Origin of the sequence: Streptomyces sp. SAI-135 (genome assembly GCF_029893805.1) — a bacterium.
Lineage (GTDB): Bacteria > Actinomycetota > Actinomycetes > Streptomycetales > Streptomycetaceae > Streptomyces.
Window position 1 is genome coordinate 8,849,795 of sequence record NZ_JARXYP010000002.1, and the last position, 21,060, is coordinate 8,870,854.

At 69.8% G+C, this 21,060-nt stretch carries 22 protein-coding genes and 1 pseudogene; 6 read left to right on the forward strand and 17 right to left on the reverse strand.

Features of this window, described 5'->3' with window-relative positions; genetic code table 11:
• Positions 1 to 151 precede the first annotated feature (151 nt).
• A complete protein-coding gene (locus M2163_RS44565; protein WP_280896951.1) occupies positions 152 to 733 on the forward strand; it encodes a DUF4383 domain-containing protein in 582 nt (193 codons plus the stop codon).
• 73 nt (positions 734 to 806) lie between these two features.
• On the opposite strand, the gene M2163_RS44570 is transcribed toward M2163_RS44565, so the two are convergent.
• Positions 807 to 1,046 carry a hypothetical protein gene (locus M2163_RS44570; protein ID WP_280896952.1) on the reverse strand — a complete coding sequence of 80 codons (240 nt, stop codon included), beginning with the start codon at positions 1,044 to 1,046 and terminating at the stop codon, positions 807 to 809.
• Between the two features lie 21 nt (positions 1,047 to 1,067).
• Between M2163_RS44570 and M2163_RS44575 the strand changes: the two genes are divergently transcribed.
• The gene (locus tag M2163_RS44575; protein ID WP_280896953.1) at positions 1,068 to 1,415 is read left to right on the forward strand and encodes a hypothetical protein; all 348 of its coding nucleotides are present in this window, start codon (positions 1,068 to 1,070) and stop codon (positions 1,413 to 1,415) included.
• Between the two features lie 421 nt (positions 1,416 to 1,836).
• Complete coding sequence (locus tag M2163_RS44580; RefSeq protein WP_280896954.1) at positions 1,837 to 2,580, forward strand: hypothetical protein; 744 nt, start codon at positions 1,837 to 1,839, stop codon at positions 2,578 to 2,580.
• Positions 2,581 to 2,752: 172 nt separating this feature from the next.
• Here the strand turns inward: M2163_RS44580 and M2163_RS44585 are convergent, their stop codons facing one another.
• The 11 genes and pseudogenes from M2163_RS44585 to M2163_RS44635 all read right to left on the reverse strand — a co-directional run bounded on the left by M2163_RS44585 (position 2,753) and on the right by M2163_RS44635 (position 13,347).
• Positions 2,753 to 3,472, reverse strand: coding sequence for a TRIC cation channel family protein (locus M2163_RS44585; protein WP_280896955.1), 720 nt, complete (start codon positions 3,470 to 3,472; stop codon positions 2,753 to 2,755).
• Between the two features lie 326 nt (positions 3,473 to 3,798).
• Entirely contained in the window at positions 3,799 to 4,809 is a 1,011-nt protein-coding gene (locus M2163_RS44590; RefSeq protein WP_280847137.1) for an aldo/keto reductase, read from the reverse strand.
• A 22-nt stretch (positions 4,810 to 4,831) separates the two neighbouring features.
• Positions 4,832 to 4,963, reverse strand: a pseudogene (locus M2163_RS44595) (sugar kinase); the annotation flags it as partial.
• A 60-nt stretch (positions 4,964 to 5,023) separates the two neighbouring features.
• Positions 5,024 to 5,785, reverse strand: coding sequence for an SDR family oxidoreductase (locus M2163_RS44600; RefSeq protein ID WP_280847452.1), 762 nt, complete (start codon positions 5,783 to 5,785; stop codon positions 5,024 to 5,026).
• Entirely contained in the window at positions 5,782 to 6,834 is a 1,053-nt protein-coding gene (locus M2163_RS44605) for an alcohol dehydrogenase catalytic domain-containing protein (RefSeq protein WP_280896956.1), read from the reverse strand. The genes M2163_RS44600 and M2163_RS44605 overlap by 4 nt, the downstream gene beginning before the upstream one ends.
• Positions 6,831 to 7,763, reverse strand: coding sequence for an amidohydrolase family protein (locus M2163_RS44610; RefSeq protein WP_280896957.1), 933 nt, complete (start codon positions 7,761 to 7,763; stop codon positions 6,831 to 6,833). The genes M2163_RS44605 and M2163_RS44610 overlap by 4 nt, the downstream gene beginning before the upstream one ends.
• Positions 7,764 to 7,781: 18 nt before the next feature.
• Positions 7,782 to 8,129, reverse strand: a complete 348-nt coding sequence (locus tag M2163_RS44615; protein ID WP_280896958.1) for an L-rhamnose mutarotase — start codon at positions 8,127 to 8,129, stop codon at positions 7,782 to 7,784.
• The gene (locus tag M2163_RS44620) at positions 8,126 to 10,111 is read right to left on the reverse strand and encodes a hypothetical protein (protein ID WP_280896959.1); all 1,986 of its coding nucleotides are present in this window, start codon (positions 10,109 to 10,111) and stop codon (positions 8,126 to 8,128) included. The genes M2163_RS44615 and M2163_RS44620 overlap by 4 nt, the downstream gene beginning before the upstream one ends.
• A gap of 8 nt (positions 10,112 to 10,119) precedes the next feature.
• Positions 10,120 to 10,974 carry a carbohydrate ABC transporter permease gene (locus M2163_RS44625; protein ID WP_280896960.1) on the reverse strand — a complete coding sequence of 285 codons (855 nt, stop codon included), beginning with the start codon at positions 10,972 to 10,974 and terminating at the stop codon, positions 10,120 to 10,122.
• Positions 10,975 to 11,071: 97 nt separating this feature from the next.
• On the reverse strand, positions 11,072 to 11,986 hold the full coding sequence (locus M2163_RS44630) for a sugar ABC transporter permease (RefSeq protein ID WP_280847131.1): 915 nt from the start codon (positions 11,984 to 11,986) through the stop codon (positions 11,072 to 11,074).
• The gene (locus M2163_RS44635) at positions 11,983 to 13,347 is read right to left on the reverse strand and encodes an ABC transporter substrate-binding protein (RefSeq protein ID WP_280896961.1); all 1,365 of its coding nucleotides are present in this window, start codon (positions 13,345 to 13,347) and stop codon (positions 11,983 to 11,985) included. Before M2163_RS44635 ends, M2163_RS44630 begins: the two co-directional genes overlap by 4 nt.
• 303 nt (positions 13,348 to 13,650) lie before the next feature.
• Between M2163_RS44635 and M2163_RS44640 the strand changes: the two genes are divergently transcribed.
• The 3 genes from M2163_RS44640 (at position 13,651) to M2163_RS44650 (ending at position 16,123) form a co-directional block, all read left to right on the forward strand.
• Positions 13,651 to 14,412 (forward strand): FCD domain-containing protein, encoded by a 762-nt coding sequence (locus tag M2163_RS44640; protein ID WP_280896962.1) that lies wholly within the window; start codon positions 13,651 to 13,653, stop codon positions 14,410 to 14,412.
• A 189-nt stretch (positions 14,413 to 14,601) separates the two neighbouring features.
• Positions 14,602 to 15,201, forward strand: a complete 600-nt coding sequence (locus tag M2163_RS44645) for an isochorismatase family protein (RefSeq protein ID WP_280847128.1) — start codon at positions 14,602 to 14,604, stop codon at positions 15,199 to 15,201.
• 10 nt (positions 15,202 to 15,211) lie between these two features.
• Positions 15,212 to 16,123: an AraC family transcriptional regulator gene (locus tag M2163_RS44650; RefSeq protein ID WP_280896963.1), complete on the forward strand. Its 912-nt coding sequence runs from the start codon at positions 15,212 to 15,214 to the stop codon at positions 16,121 to 16,123.
• 14 nt (positions 16,124 to 16,137) lie between these two features.
• Here the strand turns inward: M2163_RS44650 and dmpG are convergent, their stop codons facing one another.
• The 5 genes from dmpG to M2163_RS44675 all read right to left on the reverse strand — a co-directional run bounded on the left by dmpG (position 16,138) and on the right by M2163_RS44675 (position 20,980).
• Complete coding sequence (dmpG, locus tag M2163_RS44655; RefSeq protein ID WP_280896964.1) at positions 16,138 to 17,151, reverse strand: 4-hydroxy-2-oxovalerate aldolase; 1,014 nt, start codon at positions 17,149 to 17,151, stop codon at positions 16,138 to 16,140.
• Positions 17,148 to 18,095 carry an acetaldehyde dehydrogenase (acetylating) gene (locus tag M2163_RS44660; RefSeq protein ID WP_280896965.1) on the reverse strand — a complete coding sequence of 316 codons (948 nt, stop codon included), beginning with the start codon at positions 18,093 to 18,095 and terminating at the stop codon, positions 17,148 to 17,150. Before M2163_RS44660 ends, dmpG begins: the two co-directional genes overlap by 4 nt.
• The gene (locus M2163_RS44665) at positions 18,092 to 18,916 is read right to left on the reverse strand and encodes a fumarylacetoacetate hydrolase family protein (protein WP_280896966.1); all 825 of its coding nucleotides are present in this window, start codon (positions 18,914 to 18,916) and stop codon (positions 18,092 to 18,094) included. Before M2163_RS44665 ends, M2163_RS44660 begins: the two co-directional genes overlap by 4 nt.
• A gap of 83 nt (positions 18,917 to 18,999) precedes the next feature.
• On the reverse strand, positions 19,000 to 19,764 hold the full coding sequence (locus tag M2163_RS44670; RefSeq protein WP_280896967.1) for an IclR family transcriptional regulator: 765 nt from the start codon (positions 19,762 to 19,764) through the stop codon (positions 19,000 to 19,002).
• A 373-nt stretch (positions 19,765 to 20,137) separates the two neighbouring features.
• Positions 20,138 to 20,980, reverse strand: a complete 843-nt coding sequence (locus M2163_RS44675; protein ID WP_280896968.1) for a glycoside hydrolase family 3 C-terminal domain-containing protein — start codon at positions 20,978 to 20,980, stop codon at positions 20,138 to 20,140.
• Between the last annotated feature and the right edge of the window lie 80 nt (positions 20,981 to 21,060).

Sequence of the window (21,060 nt, forward strand, 5' to 3'; positions counted from 1 at the left end):
GCCGCCTTCACCGTGAAGCGGGTTCTTCCGCTTTTCCTCATGCAGGTGCAACCGTGCGCCGGTTTTAGGGCGAATGAGGGAAGACTGGTCGGTTTTGCGAGCTGCTGAGCGGAATGCCGCGACGCGCTCACCTTTCGGGAAGGAATGGGCCATGAAACTGAGCGACGAGCTTCCCGTGGACCACAGACTCGCCACGGTCTACCGGTACGGCGCCGCCTTCTGCGGGCTGACCCTTCTGGTTTTCGGCGCTCTCGGGTTCGCCGACGAGCTGAGTCCGTTCAGTACCGACGGGGAGGAGATCGCGGGTATGTCGACCAATGGCGTACTGAGTCTTGTCTCACTGGTCGTGGGTCTGGCTCTCGTCGGCGGAGCCGTCGTCGGAGGGAATTTCGCGTCCACGCTCAACATGGTCGTGGGAACGCTGTTCCTGCTGAGCGGCTTCGCACACATCTTCATCCTCGACCGGCCGTCCAACCTCCTCGGTTTCGGCATGACCAACGTGATGTTCAGCTTCGTCATGGGGCTGATCATCCTGACGTTCGGCATGTACGGACGCGTGTCGAGCAGGTTGCCGCACGACAACCCCTACTGGCGTCGCCGGCATGCCCGTGAGGCGGCTCGTGAGTCCCTCGCAGCCCGTCGCCGGGAGCGGGGCGAGGCTCTGCCACTGCCCGCCGGCGGTCCGGTCGGCCGACAGGCGCTCGCGGCGTCCGACGAGCTTCGCGAGGGGTGAGCCACACCGGTACCGGACGTCCTGTCGTGCGGTTCGCCCTCGGCCTCCTACGGCCTTGATCCGCCTGTTCGTGTCAGAGACGGGCCTCGGCCTGAAGTGACGTCGCGCCGTCGCGGTGGGCCATCCAGCTGAGTACCGTCCGGGCGAACTCTTCCGGTACCTGTTCCGGTGCCGCCGCATGTCCGCCGGACAGGACTTGGGTATCGCAGCCGAGGGCGGTCGCGAACTTGGGGAGGTAGGGAAGCGAGAAGTGATCACGCGGTGCGCACACGGCGAGGGTGCGTGCGGTGATGTGGCGGAGGCGGGTCTCCATGACGTAGCGGCGCAGAGACTCGTGGCCCTCCTCGACCCGGTCCAGGACGGTCAGGGCGTCGATGACGTAGTTGGTCAGCCCGGCCTCCTCACCGGGCAGATAGAAGCCGCGCCGCTTGATTCACAACTCACCCTGGACCTCGCGGACTTCTTCCTCGCGGACGTCTCCCTCCTCCCCGTGAACATGATCAACCGCAGCGCGGAGGTCGCCCCCGAGGTGCTGCGCCTGCTTCCGGAGCTGTCCTCGGGCGCACTGACGCTGCCGTACGAGAGCTACGGCATGGACGCACTCGGCGAAGCGGTCGAGCGACTGCGCACAGGCAAGGTGGTGGGCAAGATCGTGCTCGACATGGGGTATGCCGGTACGTGATTCCCGCCTTGTCGTGACAGCAGGATCACCCTCTCCGAGATCCGGCCGGACAACATGTCTGGCCGGCTCTCGTGCACGTAAGGACCGGATGCCGACTTCCGCTCGCGACCGGGCTAACGTCTCGTCAGAGAACGACACCGTGATTCGGCTTTTTGCCAGCAGACCCGGCATTCCGCCTGAGAAGCTGTTCACTGTGCGAACTCGTCGAACAGGCAGCGTAGTTGTCGTCCTGTGTGTGGGTCTGTCCACGCTGGCCGCATGCTCCGACGCACCCGGGGCCCGTCCGGGCATGGAGGGGGCCGCTCCGAACCCCACTGCCACAGTGCGGTCTTCGGTGACCTTTACCTCGTCGGCGTCCGTGTCCGAGCAGCTGCTGCGCCGAACAGCAGACCGAGTACGACAACGTGCCGAAACTCTGAAAATGCAAGGTACCCGGGTCGAGGCGGAGAGCGGCTCCCTCACCGTCACCGGCCCCTACTCCGTCGAGCAGCTCAAGGGACTCGGCGCACTCGGCCGGCTCGATTTCCGGCCCGTCCTGGCACAGGAAAGCACGGGCATCCAGACACCTGTGCCGCAGCCCAGCCCCTCTCCCGCGCACAGCCGTGCCGTGACAGAGGCGCCACGAGACGATGCGTCAGCGAGTCCCGGTGGCGGGGCCGAGGCGGTGTCGGCTGCACTCCAGGCGCAGTACGCGGCGACGGACTGTTCCAAGAACCCCACGGAAACCGAGCAGACGGCGGACCCGCGATCCCCCGTCGTCGCGTGCGACACCCACTCCGCCCCCGGCCGGTCACGGGCCAAGTACCTGCTGGGACCTGCCGTGCTCACCGGCACCGAGGTCGCCTCGGCCAAGGCCGCCTACGACACCACCGGAGCCGGGGGTTGGACGGTTCGACTGGACTTCACGTCGGCGGGGGACGCGAAGTTCGCCGAGGCGACCGGCATGCTGTCCCTCAACCCCTCGCCGCAGAACGAGATCGCCATCGTCGTCGACGGGGGAGTGGTCTCCGCTCCCTATGTGAGCCAGGCGGTGACCGGAGGAACCGCGGAGATCTCAGGAAGCTTCACCAGGAAGGAAGCCACAGACCTGGCCGCCACGTTGAACTCCGGAGCCCTGCCGACTCCCCTCAAGGTCACGGACTCGTCCCAGGGGACCGGGCCTTGATGTCGTCCTGCACGTGAGTCGTACGACGACTCGGACCGCTTGTGGCCGACAGCGGATCTCCAGCATCACGCAGCCGTCGGTTGGTTGAGGCGTCGCGGACGCCCAGCGCCGACGTGTCATGCGCGACGGCGACTCGGCGAGCAATCACCCCCTGGTCGCCGCTTCTGCTGGCCTATGTTTTCGACGTGGGGATCAGCCGGTCAGGTGCCCGATCGTCGCGCCCGCGGTCCCCGGGACCGGCTCCCACGCATGCCCGACGCCACAGCACGGACCTGGGCGTACGCCACTCCAGGCGCAGGGCCGTCAGGCGTAGTGCGAAGGCGAACAGCCCGACTGCCACCGCGGTGGCCACCCGCAGGGTGGACGTGGCGTGCAGGACAGTGACCAGGCCGGCGCCGAGGACGGCGGGTACGACGTACAGATCGCGGTCCCAGATCAGCGACGAAGGGATCTCGCGGGCCAGCACCGAGCAGACGACTCCGCCGCCGACCGCCGTGGTCACCCCCAGAGCGGCGGAAGCGGGGGCGTTGAGTCCGTGGTGGAGGGCCTTGACGGTGCCGGTGACGCAGAACATGCCCAGCGCACCCGCGTCGGCCACGGCCCAGGCCGTGTCCCAGGAGTGGGCCCGGAAACTGAAGAACACCAGCAGCGTTGCCAGGAACGGGGCCGTGGCGTAGCCGAGGTCCGTGAAGGCGACCGGCTGGATGCGCAGCACCAGGTCCCGGAAGAGGCCGCCGCCCAGACCGGCGGCCTCGGCGAGCAGCAGGGTGCCGAAGAAATCGAAGTCCTCACGTGTGGCTATCAATGCTCCGCAGACGGCGAAGGCGAACACTCCCGCCAGATCGAGCGGATACTGCACGTTTCCCGCCAACTCGTGCAAGCGGTGGATCATCTGGGCTCCTTGAGGCCTGCCCGGCCTCGGCCTTGCCGCCCGGCGCCGGGTCCGGCGGGGGACAGGTCTCGGCGGCAGCGCCAGGGGTACTTCTGAGAACGGCGACACGGCTACTGAAAAGGCACGTTATCGAGACAGCCGCTTGCTCCGCCCTGCGCTGAACAGAGAATGATCTGTAGTTGCTTCAAGGCGGACCAGATGCTTTCAGGGTGGACCGATCCGGTTCGCCGTGGACCGGAGGCTCAAGCCGGCAGCGGCCGCTCCGCCCAGATCGTCTTCCCAAGTAGCGGCGGCGTAGCTCTATCGGCGCGGTGCCGCCGTGCCGGTCAGGAACGGCGGTGGTGCCACTCCTCGTCCGCGGTGGGCACATCGGCCCTGATGAGGCCCTGCGCCCGCAGTTCGGCCCAGAGGCCGTCGGGGACAGCCTGGGCGTGGAGAGCGACGTTGCGCCGGACCTGGTCGGCCGTGCGCATGCCCAGGGTGACGTTGACGACGGCTGGGTGCGTGTGGGGGAAGGCGATGGCGGCGGCCGGCAGGGTGGTGCCGTACCGCTCGCAGATCGCGGCGATGGCCCGGGCCCGCCGCACCAGGTCGGCCGGGGCGTCCTGGTAGTCGTACTTCATGCCCTCGGCGGGCCGGTCCTCTGAGAGCAGGCCGGAGTTGAAGACACCGACCGCGACGACGCTCTTGCCGTGGGCCTGCGCGGCGGGCAGGACGTCGTCGAGGGCGGACTGGTCGAGCAGGGTGTAGCGGCCGGCCAGCATCACCACGTCGGCGGCGGTCTCACGCAGGAAACGGGCGAGCATGGCGGACTGGTTCATGCCCGCACCGATCGCTCCGATCACGCCCTGCGCGCGCAGTTCGGCCAGGGCGGGCATGGCCTCGTCGGCGGCCTGTTGCCAGTGGTCGTCGGGGTCGTGGAGGTAGACGATGTCGAGGTGGTCCAGGCCGGTGCGCTCCAGCGTCTCATCGAGGGAGCGCAGTACGCCGTCACGGCTGAAGTCCCACTGCCGGCGCAGGTCGTCCCGTACGACGAACCCCTCGTCGTCGACGCCCCGCGGGTGCTCGTTGGGGACCAGGAGGCGGCCCACCTTGGACGAGACGACGTACTCACCGCGGGGCCGGTCGCGCAGGGCGGCGCCGAGCCGGCGTTCGGAGAGACCGAGGCCGTAGTGCGGCGCGGTGTCGAAGTAGCGGACGCCCGCGTCCCAGGCGGCGTCGAGGGCGGCCGCCGCGGCCTGGGGACTGGTCACCCGGTACAGATTGCCGATCACCGAGGCACCGAAGCCGAGTTCGGTGACCTGGACGGGGGTAGAGGGGATCTTCCGGCGGCGCAAGAGGTCCTCCTGAGAGGGTCGTTCAGCGTCGGACGTGGGCCGGGACGCCCGCGATGAGCGCTTCGACCTCGGAGAGGGCGGCCACGGAGACGTCGCCGGGAGTGGCCATGACCAGGGCGCCGTGGGCCGTGCCGTAGGCGAGGGCGCGTTCCAGGCGCCCGCCAGACCGAGGGCGCCCACCACGACGTCGTCGAGCAGGCCGGGGGGTGGATGGTCACCGGCCCAGCCATCCGCCGTCGACGGGGAGGATGGTGCCGTGGATGTAGTTGGCGGCGTCGGAGGCGAGGAAGACGGTGGCGCCGGCGAGGTCGTCGGCGTTGCCCCAGCGGGCGGCGGGGATGCGGTCCAGGATCGCTTTGCTGCGGGCCGGGTCGTCCTGGAGGGCCTGGGTGTTGTCGGTGGCGATGTAGCCCGGTGCGAGGGCGTTGACGTTGACGCCGTGCGGTGCCCATTCGTTGGCCAGCGCCTTGGTGAGCCCGGCGATGCCGTGCTTGGCGGCGGTGTAGCCGGGCACGGTGATGCCGCCCTGGAAGCTGAGGAGGGAGGCCGTGAAGATGATCTTCCCTTGGCCGCGGGCCACCATGGATGCGCCGAGGGCGCGGGCCAGGGTGAACTGGGCGCTCAGGTTGACCTGGAGGACGAGGTCCCAGTCGGTGTCGGTGTGTTGGGCCGCGGGGGCGCGGCGGATGGTGCCTGCGTTGTTGACCAGGATGTCCACCGCACGCTTGCGCCCGGCGAGGTCCGCGCCCAGCGCCCGCACGGCCTGGGGGTCGGCGAAGTCGGTGCGGATCGCCTCGAACGAGCGGCCCGCGGCGGTCACCTCCTTCTCGACCGCGCTGCCGGACGGCTCCAGGTTGGCGCTCACGCCGATGACATCCGCGCCGGCCTCGGCGAGGGCGCGGGCCATGGCCCTCCCGATGCCGCGCCGGGCGCCGGTGACCACGGCGAGCCGTCCGGTGAGGTCGAAGGCGTTCATACGGCAGCCCCCTGGGTCTCGTCGGTGTCGGTGGTGCAGTCCACCAGGATCTTCATCACGTCGCCGCCGCCCTCCAGGGCTTCGAAGGCGGCCGGTGCCTGGGTGAGCGGCACGACCTTGCTGATCAGCCGGTCAGCCGGGATGGTCCCGTCGGCCACCAAGGTCACGGCCTTCTCGAAGTCACTGCGCTCGTACAACCGGGCCCCGACCAGGGTGAGTTCGCGCCAGAAGAAGCGGTGCAGGTTCACCTCGCGCGGCCGCGAGTGGATCGCGACGAGACACAGCCGGCCGCGCACCCCGAGCACCTCGACCGCGCTGTCCACACCTGCCGCCGCCCCCGACACCTCGAAAGCGACGTCCGCGCCCGCCTCCCCGGTCCAGTCACGGACGAGTGCGGGAAGGTCCTCGGCGGCCGGGTCCCACACCGCAAGCCCCAACTCCTGGGCCAGCAGACGCCGGTGGGCGCTCAGCTCCACCACCCGCACATCCGCCCCCGCCGCCCGGGCGACCAGGGCGATCAGGACGCCGACCGGTCCGCCGCCGACCACAACGACGTGCTCGCCCTCGCGCACCCCGGCCCGGCCCACATCGTGCACCGCCACCGCGGTGGGCTCCACGAGCGCGGCCCGCTCCAGCGGGAGCGAGGCGGGCAGCCGTATCAGGGTGGCGGCGGGCACGGTCCAGCGCTGCTGCATCGCGCCGGGGGAGTCGATGCCGATGAAGTCCAGGTGCTGGCAGATGTGCTGGTGCCCGTTGCGGCAGGCCGGGCAGGTGCCGTCCCAGCGCAGCGGCATCACCGTGACCGCGTCACCCGCCTGCCAGTCCAAGACGCCCGGCCCAACCCGGACCACACGCCCGGACATCTCGTGCCCCAGGACCGCCGGCGCGGACACCCGGGCGTCCATGTCACCGTGGAAGATGTGCAGATCGGTGCCGCAGATACCGACATAGGCGGGAGCCAGCTCCACCTCACCGGGCCCCGGCGGTGCGCTGGAGGCCGGTGCGGTGTCGAGGGTGCGGGCGGACAGATAGCGGACGGCGAGGGTCACGGGGCAGAGTCCTTTCGGCGCAGACCGGGGGCGGGTGCCGAGGGCTCGGCATCTTCGGGGACGGGCGCAAGGCCGTAGAACGCGGTCGCGGTACCGGCGAGGAGCGCGTCGATGTCGCTCTCGCTCCAGCCGGTGAGCAACTCGTCCACGGTGGTGGCCCACCGGTCCCAGCCCCCGGCCAGATTGGCGACCGGCCAGTCCGAGCCGAACATCAGCCGTTGGGGGCCGAAGGCGGAGGCCAGCACGTCCCAGACGGGGCGGATGTCGGCGGTGGTCCAGTGGGTGTGGTCGGCCTCGGTGATCAGTCCCGAGACCTTGCACACCACGTGCGGGTGCGCGGCCAGTTGCCGCGTCCGGCGTTCCCAGTTCGCGAAGTCCTGCCGGGCGATGTCCGGCTTGCCCGCGTGGTTGAGGACCTGGGGCAGGTCGGGGAGGTGTTCCGCGAGCCGGATCGCCTGGTCGAGCTGGTGGGCGCGCACGAGCACGTCGTAGCGCAGCCCGCGGTCCCGGGCCGTGCACAAGCCGCGTTCCACGTCGGGGCGTTGCAGCCAGTTCGGGTCGGTCTCGCCCTGGACGAGGTGGCGCAGCGAGCGCAGGTGCCCGCCGCCAGGCCCGGCGAGCAGTTGGTCGAGCACGTCACCGATCGCCGGGTCCGTGAGGTCCGCCCAGCCGACCACGGCCTGGATCAGCGGCTCCCGCTCGGCCAGCGCGAGCAGGTCCTCGGTCTCGGCGACCTCCGCGATGCACTGGACGACCACGGTGCCGTGCAGCCGCCGGCCCGCGATGGGGTGGGTGGCGCTGGTGCGCAGGTCATCGGGGGTGAAGGTGCGGCGGATCGATGCCACGCCGGGGTCGTCGAGCCAGGGTTGCGGGCGTTGGGCGAGGTCCCAGAGGTGGTGGTGGGCGTCGATGAGCACGGGTGCGTTCACAAGGGGGTCCAAATCGGCTCAGGCGGTGGTGTCGTCGCCGGGCGGGCTCAGGTGCCAGATCTCGGGGAGCTCGCTCCACTGGCGGCCCTCACCCCGGTCCGGCCAGGGTTCCTGGCAGGGATCGGTGAGCTTCCACCAGCGCTGGGTCTCGGGGTCGGCCTCGACGGACGCCATGTCCGCCTCGAAGTCCTCGCCGTGGTGCTCCATGTAGGCGAACAGCACATCACCGTGGAGGAAGATGCTGTAGTTGCGGATGTTCGCCCGGTGCAGGGCGGCTTCGACGCCGGGCCACACGGCGGTGTGGAGCCGGAGGTACTCCTCGCGGTGCTCGGGGCGCAGCCTGATCGTCTGGGCGATGCGTTTCATGCCGCCTCGGATTCCCTTGTCGTGTCATGAGAGGTGGACTCGTCGAACGGCGTGCGGTAGCTGGGTATGCGGGTGCGCAGTCCGAGCCGCAGGGTGAGCCGGATGCGTGTGGAGGCGGGCAGACGTACCGTCAGATACGGGCTCGCGCACGGCACTTCGGCTTCAGAGACCACCGGCTCGGTGTGTCCGTAGTCGTACATGTCACCGATCCAGCCGTCGTCCGTGCAGGCCGTGTACCGGGCGCCGGTGATGGTGTGTTCGGCGAACGCGCCCGCCTGGACGACGACCGTGCGGTCGGTGCCGGGGGAGAGGTTGACCAGTTCGACGGTGGTCGCCTCGGGGTCGATGGAGGTGACCAGGGCCGCCACGTCCGCGGGCAGGCCCGCCCGGCGGGCGTCGGCGTCGTGGTAGCGCAACCGCGCCTGCTGGAGTCCCCCCTGGTACATCACCTGAGGGCCGCCCCAGGTCAGCTGCACCAGGGCCTCGGTGACCACCGGGTTGCACTGCTGCCACACGTGGATGTCGGCCTCGGGTACATCCAGGTCGGCGTAGCGGTCGATGCGTCGCAGCCGGTGCCGTACCTGGGCCTGGGCGGCCGCGAGGATCCGCTCCGGGTAGCCGGGGTCGTCGCCGGCGAGGAACGCGAACCACGCCTTCTCGTGGCCGGACTCCTCCTTGGCCCGGAACGGGCGCACGGTGCGCCAGTCGATGCCGTCCGCCTCGCGCAGCCGCTCGAGGCGGGCGCGGTCGGCCTCCGAGGAGGTGTGGTGCCACAGGGCCACCGGCACGGGAGGCGTGGAGGGGTTGTAGTCGAACCAGCCCGAGTCGTTGTGCCGGAACGGCAGGTGGAGCGTGGGTGTGTCGCGGTCCGGGCCTAGTTCGGCCGCCCACTTGGAGGGCAGGCTGGAGTCGGCCTCGGAGTTGGGCATCACCTTGCCGTGATCGATGAGGGTGTCGAGTGAGGTCGCGACCATGGAGAGGTAGTCGTCGTCCCCGGTGACCGTCGCCGCCGCGATGGCTGCCACGCAGGCCGCGTGTCCGACACTGTGCCAGCCGTGCGGCCAGGACCAGCCGTAGTGGCCGCCGTACCATCTGCCTTCCAGGAGGCTGCCGACGACGCCGTCCGGGCCGACGTTGTCCGGGATCAGCCCGCCTTGTTCCCGGGTGCGCTCGCGCCAGGCGCCCACGTACTCGACGATCCAGTCGCGGTACCGCTCCTCGCCGCTCAGGATCCAGGCGTTGAGGACCAGTCCGGCCGCGGCGAGGTTGAGCGCGGTGTCGCCGACGCCCATCCTGTCCCGCATCTGATCACCGAGGCGCGGGTCCGCCGACAGCGGGAAGGGGCCGTCGGCCGCCTCGGGCAGCCACTCGAGCGGGAACCCGTAGGTCTCCGCCTCCTTGGGCAGCCAGGGGTAGACGTCACCGTCGAACAGGCCGGTGCGCTCGGGGTCGCTGCCGTTGTGCGGGCGGGTGATGATGCGGTGCTCGGGGTCGTAGTTGCCCTTGGCGGGGTCGACGTACAACTCGGCGAAACGCAGGGCGCGTTCGGACCAGCGCTCGGGGGCGGCCATGCACAGGAAGTACAGCAGCAGCAGGCTCTCGCCCTGGTGGAACCAGTCGTAGCCGCGCTCGTACTCGTCGCGCAGCATGTCCAGTTCGGTCAGCTGCTCGGTGACGCCCTCCCAGTGCCGTTCGCTGGCGGTCAGGAGGTCCTCGGCACCGCCGAGCAGGTACAGCTGCGGCCAGTTGAAGAAGACCTCGTAGAAGTCGTCCACGCCGTCGCGGCTGGTCAGCCGATTGTTGTAGTTCAACCGGCCGTCGGGGCCGGTGAAGGCGTGCTCGAAACGGCGCCAGGCGTGGTCCAGCAGGTCGAGCAGGGCGCGCTGTGCGACGGCCCAGCCAGGGGGTTCGAGCAAGGGGACGGTGGCCTGGACATCGGGTGTCGGGTCGCCGGAGGCGTCGGGGTGCGGACTGAAGGGCATGAGAGCGGTTACTCCTTGGTGGCGCCGGCGAGCATTCCGCTGACCAGGAAGCGCTGGGCGAACAGGAACACGACGAGTACGGGGGTGATGGCCACCAGCGTCGCCAGTGCCAGTTGCGGGCGTTGGATCGCGAGGTTGCCGACGGTCGGGTTGAACGAGGGCACGTTGCTGAGGAGGCTGCCGACACCCACCTGGATCGGCATCTGGTCGCTCTCGGGGAGCATCACGTAGGGCAGGAAGTAGTTCGTCCAGTTGGCGACGAAGCTGAAGAACCCGACCAGTGCGATGACGGGCGTCGCCAGCGGCAGGGCCACATGACGGAAGACACCGAACTCGGAGCAGCCGTCGATCCGGGCCGCGGCCAGGAGGTCCTTGGGTACGGCGGTGGTGAAGTAGATGTACGTCAGGTACACGCCGAACGGGTAGAACGAGTACGGCAGGATGATCGACCACATCGTGCCGATCAGATGCACCGCGTTGATCTCCAGGAACAGCGGTACCACCAGTGTGGCGTTCGGCATCAGCATCACGACGAGGGTCGCGATCAGGAGCGTGTGCCGGCCGCGGAACTCGGTCATCGCCAGCGCGTAGCCGGCCGGAACGGCCAGGCAGAGCGTGATGACCAGGGAGATCGCGGCGTAGAGGGCGGAGTTGCGCAGCCACAGCAGGATGGCGTCGTCCTGGAAGGCGGTGAGCGCGTGCCAGTTGGCCGACAGCGCGTGCCAGGAGCCGAAGGACAGCGGGTTGTCGTGGACCAGCTGCTGGTCGGTCTTGGTCGCCGCGAGCAGCAGCCACAGCACCGGCAGCACGAAGAACACCACGAACACGGTGAGCACCGAGCCCGCCAGCAGTCGGGACCCCATGTGCCGGTGGGGCCGGCGGCGCTGCCGTGGTTCCCCGTGCCGGGTTCGGCTCGTCACCTGCGCGCCTTGAGCGGTGAGAGGGGGAGTGGGCCGGGTCTCAGTCGGCATCGAAGAACCCCGATCGTGCGACGAAGACACCCGCGACCGACACGCTCACGACCAGCAGCTCCACGGAGACCGCGGCGGCGCCGTTGATGTTGTTCATCTGGAAGGCGAAGTCGTACGTCAGCTGGTTGAGCGAGTAGTCGCGGCCTGCCACACCCGTGCTGGCGAGGGACAGCAGCTGCGGTTCCACGAAGAGCTGGGCGCCGCCCGCGAAGGCCAGGATCACCATGTACACGATCCACTTGCGGAGCATGGGGATCTGCACCCGCCAGGCGGTCTGCCAGCCGTTCGCGCCGTCGATGCGGGCGGCCTCCATGACGTCCTTGGGGATGTTGTTGAGCGCGCCGTACATGACGACGATCCAGCCGCCCGCGCCCGTCCAGAACGCGATGATCGTGAACAGCAGTGCCAGGTTTCCCGGGGCGATGACCTCGCCGAACGTGTGGAAGCCCAGCGTCTCCAGCAGGGAACTGACCGGGCTGACCGTCGGGTCGAGCATGAACAGCCACACCAGGACGCTCGCGGCGCCGGCGAGGGCTCCGGGGATGTAGTAGAGGAAGCGCAGTGCCTGACTGAGCGGCCCGGAGGACAGCTTGTGCAGGAGCAGCGCCAGGACCACCACGAACACCACGAGCGACAGGAGCCAGAAGAGGAGGTACAGGGCCACGTGACCCAGCGAGTCGACGAAGCGGAAGTCCTGTGCCGTGGTGACGAAGTTGGAGAACCCGGTGAAGGCGCCTCCGGCGTTCGTGAACGCGAAGTAGATGGCGTAACAGGTCGGGAGGACGCCGAAGGCGATCAGCAGGAGTACGTAGCCGGCGACGAATGCCATGCCGGCCCGGCTCTGCCGGGAGGTGCCGCGAGGGCGCCCCCGGGCGGAGCCGGCCGAGGAGTGCGTGAGGGTCACTGGGAGACCTTGTATCCGTTGGACTTGGCGTACTTGACGATCGAGTCCTGCCAGGCCGGCAGCAGCGATTCGATGGTCTTGCCCTGCGTCAGGCCGGGCTTGACGGTGGCGGCCCAGATCGCTTCCTGGCTGAACTGGCCCGAGCCCCAGTCGGACCACACCTGCGAGGAGGCGTCCTTGAGGGCCGTGAGGTCACTGGCGTAGTACCCGGAGGCGGCCTGCGCCTTCAGCCAGTTCTCGGCGGCGGGCGCGTAGGCCGGGAAGCCGGGGGCCTTCTCGCCCTGGTAGGTGTTGTCGGTGGTGACCCACTTCAGGAAGTCGGTGGCGGCCTTGATGTGTGCGGAGTGCTTGGACAGCAGCCAGGTGCCGCCGCCGACGTTGCCGGTGGACGGTGAGGTCTCTCCCTGCCACTGCGGTATGGGTGCCACCGCGATCTGCTTGGCCGGGGTCTTGAGGCCGTCCTTGAACACGGCGCCGCCGTACCAGGCCGGGCCGGGCATGAGCAGGACCTTGCCGGCCTGGTTCTTGGCGAAATCGGTGCTGAAGACGCCGCTGATCGACATGGACTTGTTCTTGATCAGTACGTCCATCAGCTTGGCCATCTTGGTGCAGGCCTCGCTGGTGGTGTTGACGGACACGGACTTGGGCCCGGTGATGTGGTTCGCGCCGCACTTGCTCGCCCACAGGTAGATCTCAGGGGTGAAGGAGTCGCCCGCGTCACCGACGAGGTAGCCGGGGTGTTCCTCGGCGACCTTCTCGCCGAGCGCCTGGTACTCCTCCCAGGTCGTCGGGACCGTGTAGCCGAACTTCTTCAGCAGCGGGGCGTTGTACCAGAGCACCGCCTGGGAGAGGTCGTTGCGCAGGCAGTACAGGGTGCCGTCGACCGTGCACACGTCGTTGGCGCCCTTGGCGAACCCGTCGAGGGTCTGCTGCGGGATCAGGCCCTTGTTCAGCGGCGCCGCGAAGCCGGCGTCCACCGCCCAGCTCGCCTCGTTGTTCTGTGAGCTGAAGACGACGTCCGGCCAGCCCTTGCCCGTCCGGTTGAACAACTGGACCTTCGTCTGGAGGTAGTTGGAGCCGTTGGCGTCACCGTCGTAGCTGACGATGTCCAGCTTCACGTCCGGGTGCTGCGACTGGTACAGCTTCGCGGCGTCCATGCGGGTCGCGTCCACCCAGACGGTCAACGCCCCGTCCTTCTGGGCGGCCTGCGCGAATCCGTCCTTGGTCGTGCCGGTCGCGCCGCCACCCCCGCCACAGGCGGTCACGGTGAGCAGCACGGTGGCGGCGCAGCCGGCCAGCGACGCGGCACGTCTCCTGCTGGTCCCTGTCTCCCGGGTGACCGAAGGCTTGTAGACGGACATGTGCGACTCCACTCGGTTTGCCTGAGGCTGACGGCTCTGTCATTACCACTGCGAAAGAAATTAGCCGCCATATCGAAGGGAGCGTCAAGGGGTGTGTACGGCTTTTTTGGACCCGGCTGGACAGAGGAGTGCTGTTCTAGTGATCCCCTTACCTGGGCAAATGCGGATTTAAGGTCAAAGTCATGCAGGGATGCGCGGTCGCGGGCTCGAAGAATGAGTACGACTTATCATGGGCTGAGGTACGATGAGTGCGGCTTCACTCCGATCAGTCGCCCGCGTCGCAGTCACCCGGAGGCAGGACACATGAACGACACGCCCGCCGTGCCAGCAGTGGTGAACGGCGCGGTCGAGCGGCGCGACTACCGGCCCGGATACGAGGTCGTTGCGGAGCGGATCCTTGAATTCATCGCCGAGGAGCACCTGGTGCCCGGCGACCGGATGCCCACAGAGAACGACCTGGCCCAGCGGCTGGACACCAGTCGGGCGGTGGTCAGGGAAGCCGTGAAGATCCTCTCGGCCCTCGGCCGGGTGCGGGCGCACAAGGGCCGCGGTCTCTTCGTCGCGGACGACGAGGGCATGCTGATCACCAGTCGCTGGGGCGGGTTCTTCCGGCCCGTGGACCTCGACCACGTCCTCATGCTCTTCGAGTTCCGCCGGGTCCAGGAGATGGCTGCCGCCAGACTCGCGGCCACCCGCGCCACGCCGGCCGAACTGCGCGCCATCGAGGTCGCGATGCAGCAGTGCCGGGACGGGTACGTCCATGGTGAGGTCGATGTCTTCAACCAGGGCGACGACGACTTCCACGCGGCGGTGGCGGCCGCCTCGCACAACACGTTCCTCGGCAGCGCGGTGCGCGACGCCCGCCGACTGCAACGCCAGTCCAGTGCGATCGGCATCCACAACACCCTCGGCGAGGGCACCCCGGCCGCGGTCGAGGAGCACGAGGCGATCTACCGGGCCATCCGCGACGGCCACCCCGACGAAGCGGCCGAGGCCACGGCCGTACACCTGGACCGGACGCTGGAGGACTACCGACGGGAGATCCAGCGGCGCCTGTTCGGCTGATGGTCGCCAGGTACTGCTTGAGAGGCGAGAAGGACGCCGGCGTCCGGGGGCGAGTCGGGCCCGCTCCCGGCGCGCCGACGGCCCGCGTCGTGCTGCTCGTCCCGAGCGCTTCAGCCGTGACCGGATCCGTCCGGTTCAGGACTCGATGAGGCCTGTCGCCACGGTGGGCGCCCCGGTCAGGCTGGGGGCATGACCCGAGCATTGATCGTCATCGACGTCCAGGAATCCTTCCGCGCCCGCCCGCTGTGGGAGACCGTCTCCAACCCGAAGATCGCCGGCCAGGTGGACCGACTGGTCCGGCTCTTCCGCCGGGCCGGGGACCTCGTGGTGTGGGTCCTGCATGCCGAGCCCGGCAGCGGTGACGTCTTCGACCCCGCCCTCGGCCATGTCCGGCTCATGGAGGAACTGGAGCGCCAGGACACCGAACCGCTGCTCCACAAGACCTCGCACAACGCCTTCACCACCACCAACCTCCAGCAACTCCTCACCGAGCGCGGCATCCGCGAACTCACCGTCTGCGGCATCCGCACCGAGCAGTGCGTGGAGACCACCACCCGCGTCGCGAGCGACCTCGGCTACCGGGTCACGTTCGTCACCGACGCCACCGCGACCAACCCCATTCCGCACCGCGACGCGCCCGCCGACCAGAGCATCGCCGAACTGCTGGCGGACCCTCGCACCCTCGGCGCCGAGGAGATCATCACGCGTACCGAGTACGCGCTCGCCGGACGCTTCGCCACCATCGCCACCGTCGAGGAACTGGAAGCCGCGGCGGGGCAGCGGGCATGATGACCGGATCGTGAGCCACATCGCCTTCCTCCTGGTGCCGGGAGTCCATCTCCTCGACCTGGCCGGTCCCGCCCAGGTCTTCTCCACGGCCGCCGACTTCGGCCACCCCTACATGCTCAGCTACGTCGCCGAGCAGCCCCAGGTCCTCACCGCCCAGGGACTGCCTCTGGTGGCCCGGCTCGACTGGCCCCGGCTCGGCCCCGAGGACCTGATCGTGGTGCCCGGATGGCGGGCGCACACCCTGGCCGGCGCTCCCGCCATCGGCGCTGCCGCCCTGGAGCGGCTCCGCCACCACCATGCCGGGGGCGGCACCGTCGCCAGCGTCTGCGCGGGAGCGGAGGCACTGGGCCGGGCCGGTCTGCTCGACGGCCGCCGGTGCACCACCCACCACGACGTGCAGGACGAACTCGCCCGCCGCTACCCCGCGGCCACCGTCGTCCGCGACGTCCTGTACACCGCGGACGACCGGGTGGTCACCTCGGCCGGCATCGCCAGCGGCATCGACCTGGCCCTCCACCTGATCGCCACCCGGCACGGCCCCGCCGTCGCCGCGCAAGTGGCCCGGGACATGGTCGTGTACGCCCGGCGCAACGGCCACGAACCACAGGCCAGCGCCATGCTCCGCCACCGCTCCCACCTCGACGACACCGTGCACCGGGCCCAGGACCTCCTCGACGCCCACTTCGACCAGCCCTTGCCGCTGCCCGCCCTGGCCGCGGCCGCCGGCGTCAGCGAACGCACCCTCACCCGCCTGTTCACCCGTGCCACCGGCGGCCTGACCCCGCTGCGCTACCAGCAGGCCCTGCGCCTCGAACGCGCCGAGCACCTCATCAGCCACGGCACCACCCTCGACGCCGCCGCCCGCGCCGTCGGCTTCGAGGACCCCCGCATGCTGCGCCGCCTGCGCACCCGCAAGCCCTGACCGCCGCCCGCACGTCAGCTCGCCTGCGCGAGTCCCAGCGCCACGTCGACGATCATGTCCTCCTGGCCGCCGACCAGGCCGCGCTTGCCGACCTCGACGAGGATCGTGCGGACGTCGACGCCGTAGCGCTCGGCCGCCGCCTCCGCGTGCCGCAGGAACGAGCCGTAGACACCGGCGTAGCCGAGGGTGAGCGTCTCGCGGTCGACACGGACCGGACGGTCCTGCAACGGACGTACGAGATCCTCGGCCGCGTCCTGAAGGGCGTAGAGGTCACAGCCGTGGTTCCAGCCGTTGAGGTCGGCGACCGCGATGAACGGCTCGATGGGGCAGTTGCCCGCGCCCGCGCCCTGACCGGCCAGGGAGGCGTCCACCCGGGTCACGCCCTCCTCGACCGCGATCATGGAGTTGGCGACCGAGAGGGAGAGGTTCTCGTGGGCGTGGATGCCGATCTCCGTGGCCGGGTCCAGCACATCGCGGTAGGCACGCATCCGCTCGCGCACGCCGTCCATCATCAGCCGGCCGCCGGAGTCGGTGACGTAGACGCAGTGGGCGCCGTACGACTCCATGAGCTTCGCCTGCCGGGCCAGCGTCTGGGCGTCGGCCATGTGGCTCATCATCAGGAAGCCGGACACGTCCATGCCCAACTCGCGGGCGGTGGCGATGTGCTGGGCCGAGACGTCGGCCTCGGTGCAGTGCGTGGCGACCCGCACCGAGCGCACCCCGAGCGCGTACGCCTGCTTGAGCTCCTCGATGGTGCCGATGCCGGGCAGCAGGAGCGTGGTGAGGCGGGCGTTGTTGATGTGCGCGGCCGCCGCCTCGATCCAATCCCAGTCGGTGTGACTGCCGGGGCCGTAGTTGAGCGAGCCGCCGGCGAGGCCGTCGCCGTGTGACACCTCGATGCCGTCGACGCCGGCCGCGTCGAGCGCGGCCACGATCCGGCCCACCTGCTCGGGCTCGATGCGGTGCCGGATGGCGTGCATGCCGTCCCGCAGGGTGACGTCCTGGATGAACAGCTTGTCGACGGTCATGCGCCGGCTCCCTGGAGTTCGGTGGTGCGGGCGGCCATGGCCTCGGCCATCCGCAGGGCCGCGCTGGTCATGATGTCGAGGTTCCCGGCATAGGCGGGGAGGTAGTGGGCGGCGCCCTCGACCTCCAGGAACACCGACACCTGGTGGGTGGCCGCGGCCTTGGTGAGGGTGTGCACCGGCTGGTCCGCGGGGACGGGGGTGATCTGTACCCGTTGCTTGAGGCGGTAGCCCGGCACGTACGCCGACACCTCGTCGACCCGCTGCGCGACGGCGGTGCGGATCGCGTCGTGCGTCGCCTCGTCGGGCGCGTCCACGAGCGCGAGCACGGTGTCGCGCATGATCAGCGGCGGTTCGGCCGGGTTGAGGATGATGACGGCCTTGCCGCGCTCGGCGCCGCCGACCGTCTCGATGGCATGGCTGGTCGTCTCGGTGAACTCGTCGATGTTGGCGCGCGTGCCGGGACCGGCGCTCTTCGAGGCGATCGAGGCGACGATCTCCGCGTACGGGACCGGCGCCACCGAGGAGATCGCGGCGACGATCGGAATGGTGGCCTGGCCGCCGCACGTCACCATGTTGACGTTGTCCGCGGCGACGTGGTCGTCGAGGTTCACGGCGGGGATCACCATCGGGCCGATGGCGGCGGGGGTGAGGTCGATGAGCTGCTTGCCGTACGGGCCGAGCGCGTGGGCGTTGGCAAGGTGCGCCTTCGCGGACGTGGCGTCAAAGATGATCTCGATCTCCTGGAAGCTGTCCATGGCGATCAGCCCCTGGACGCCCTCGGCGGTCACGGGAACCCCGAGCCGCTTGGCGCGGGCGAGCCCGTCGGAGGCGGGGTCGATGCCGACCATCGCGCCCATCTCCAGGGTGTCCGACAGTCGGAGCACCTTGATCATCAGGTCGGTGCCGATGTTGCCCGAGCCGATGACGGCAACCTTGGTCTTCATACGGAGGCTCCTTCGTCGCCGGAGGCGTGGAAGCGGACGGAGACGGAGCCGAGCCCGGTGATCTCGGCGCTGAACGCGTCTCCGGCCGCGGCGGGCACCATCGGGCCGAGCGCGCCGGACAGCACGACCTGGCCCGCGCGCAGCGGATCGCCGATGTCGCGTGCGGTGCGGGCGAGCCAGGCCAGGGCGGCCAGCGGATCGCCCAGACAGGCCGCTCCGTTGCCGCGGGAGACGGTCTTCCCGCCCTGTTCGAGGGTCATGGTGGCCTCCACCGGCTCGAACTCGGTGAGCGGCTTGGCCGGGGTGCCGAGGACGTAGAGCGCGGAGGAGCCGTTGTCGGCGACGGTGTCGCCGAAGGTGATGTCCCAGCCGGCGATCCGGCTGTCCACGATCTCCAGGGCGGGGACGGCGTGCGCCACCGCGGCCCGGATCTGCTCGGCGTCGAGCGGTCCGTCGGCGAGGTCGGCGCCCAGTACGAACGCGATCTCCGCCTCGACCTTCGGCTGGAGCAGTTCGTCGACGGGTACGGACGCCCCGTCCGTGACGCTCATGTCCGCGAACAGCACCCCGAAGTCCGGCTGGTCCACGCCCAGTTGCTGTTGTACCGCGGGGGAGGTGAGGCCGATCTTGCGGCCGGTGACGGTGCCGCCCGCTTCGAGGCGGCGCGCGGTCAGCAGCGCTTGGACGGCGTAGGCCGCCTTCACGTCGTCGCTGCCGATCAGATCGCGCACCGGGGGACAGGGGACTCGGTCGGCGGCGGCACGCAGCAGGCGATCGGCCGCCTGTGCCACGAGGTCGCCGCCGGGAGAGAGCTCGTTCATGCCCCCAGCTTGAGCAGGAGGGCCGTCTCAGGCCCAGCAATGAGTTCCGCCTCGCGGAACTCGGCCGTGGGCGGCGCCCGCGATCAGTGGCCGCGCAACTCCTCGCGACGGCCGAGCGTCGCGGAAATCCCGGCCGCTGCGGCGCGCACACTGCTGGCATGCCGGGCGGGCTGGAACCGGTGCACCGGGCCCGTCACACTGATCGCCGCCATGATCTCGTCCGACGGCGAGAAGATACCGGCGGCCACACAGACGATGCCGACCGCCGACTCCTCGTACTCGAAGGCCACCCCTTGCGTGACGACGTCGGACAGCTGGCGCGTCAGCACCTCGACGTTGGTGATCGTCCGTGGCGCCTTGCGTTCCAGGGGCCCGCGCAGCACGGTCTCCCGCACGTCGTCCGGGGCGTGGCCCAGGAGCACCTTCCCGAGGGCCGTCGCGTGCAGCGGCATGCGGCCGCCGAGCCGGGAGGGGGAGTTGGCCTGCTGGTGGCCGCCCACCTTGGCGACGTACACGACCTCCGTTCCCTCCCGGGTGCCCAGATGGACGAGTTCGTGCGTGCGCTCGTACAGGTCCTCGAGAAACGGCGTGGCAACTTCGAGCAGCCCGCGCTCGACCGACGCGCGCATCCCGAGCTCGAAGACGAGCCCCGACAGGCGGTAACGCTCGTCGACGCGGTCCAGCAGCCGTGCCGCCACCAGGTCCCCGAGGACCCGGTGCAGGGTGCTCTTCGCGAAACCCGTACGTCGCCGGAGTTCGGTGAAGCCCAGGGTCGTGTCCTCGACGGTGAACGCCTGCAGCACGGCGAGCGCCTTGCTCAGGACACCGCTCGGCGCGTCGTCGCTCAAGGGGATCTTCCTTCCGGGGCATCGCGGCATGTCGACTGTACGGGACCACGAGCGTGCCCTTCGCGATGACGACGCGTGACCGACATTGCTTGGGCGGATGAGCGGTGCTGGGCCGGCGGCGTCGGCAAGCTGGAAGGTCTCGGTGGTGCTTGGCCGCCTGTGGCCGGTTACGCGATCCCGGTGAGACCACGGCGGTCGTCAGCAGCGACGAGGCCGGGGAGCTGGTGCAACCCGCACGGCAGCGAAGGGCGTCGTGCGCGCGACGCAGTGAAACTTCTGGCCGGTGCCGGTGCCGGTGCCGGTGCCGGTGCCGGTGCCGATGGCGGGGGCGATACCCCCTGCCCCCGCCATCGGCACCGGCCGACACACCGTGTCAGTGCGTGGCGCGACCCGCTGTGATGCGGACCTGCTGCCTCAGCGCCGTGTCCCGGGCCGAGGCGCCGACCAGTACGTCCCGGCGGCCCGTGGCGAGGGTCCAGCCGCTCTTGTCGCTCCAGTACTGGAGTTGCCGCAGCGCGATGTGCAGCGTGACGCGCTTGCTGCGGCCGGGCTTGACGGTCACCCGCTCGTAGGCGGCCAGCGCCTTGGGCGCGAACTGCACGCCGCTGGGTGTCCTGTCGGGTGCGCCGAGGTAGGCCTGGACCACGTCGGTTCCCTCGACGCCACCGGTGTTGGTCACCGTCACCGTGACGTCCAGCCCTCCGTCCAGGGCGGTTTCGATCCGCAGGGCGCTGTGGCGGAACGTGGTGTAGGACAGGCCGTAGCCGAAGGCGTACCGCGGGATCAGACCGTTGGCCTCGAAGTGGCGGTAGCCGATGTTGACACCCTCGGAGTAGGTGGTCATTCCGTCGACGCCCTCGCTGGATCGCTCCGGGTGGGCGGGGTCGTGGGCCACCTCCTGGGAGATGTCCTGCGGCCAGGTGTAGGGCAGCCGGCCGCTGGGGTTGATCTTGCCCAGCAGGATCTGTGCCGCGGCGACACCGGCCTGGTCCCCGCCGTAGTAGGTGTTCAGGACGGCCTTCACCTTGTCCAGCCAGGGCAGGGCGATCGGCTGATTGGTCTGCAGCACCACGATGGTGTTCCTGTTCACGGCGGCGACGTCGGCGATGAGCTGGTCCTGGTCGTCGGGCAGTGCCGTGGCCAGGTCCCCGCCGCCGGTGTTCCAGGCGAAGACGACGGCGGTGGTCGCCTTCTTCAGCTGCCTTGCAAGGCACATCTTGGCTTCCGCGCCACCCCGAACTCGCAGACAATGCAATGCGATTGCCTGTCTGGCAGAGACTCGCCCGCCTGGCGAGC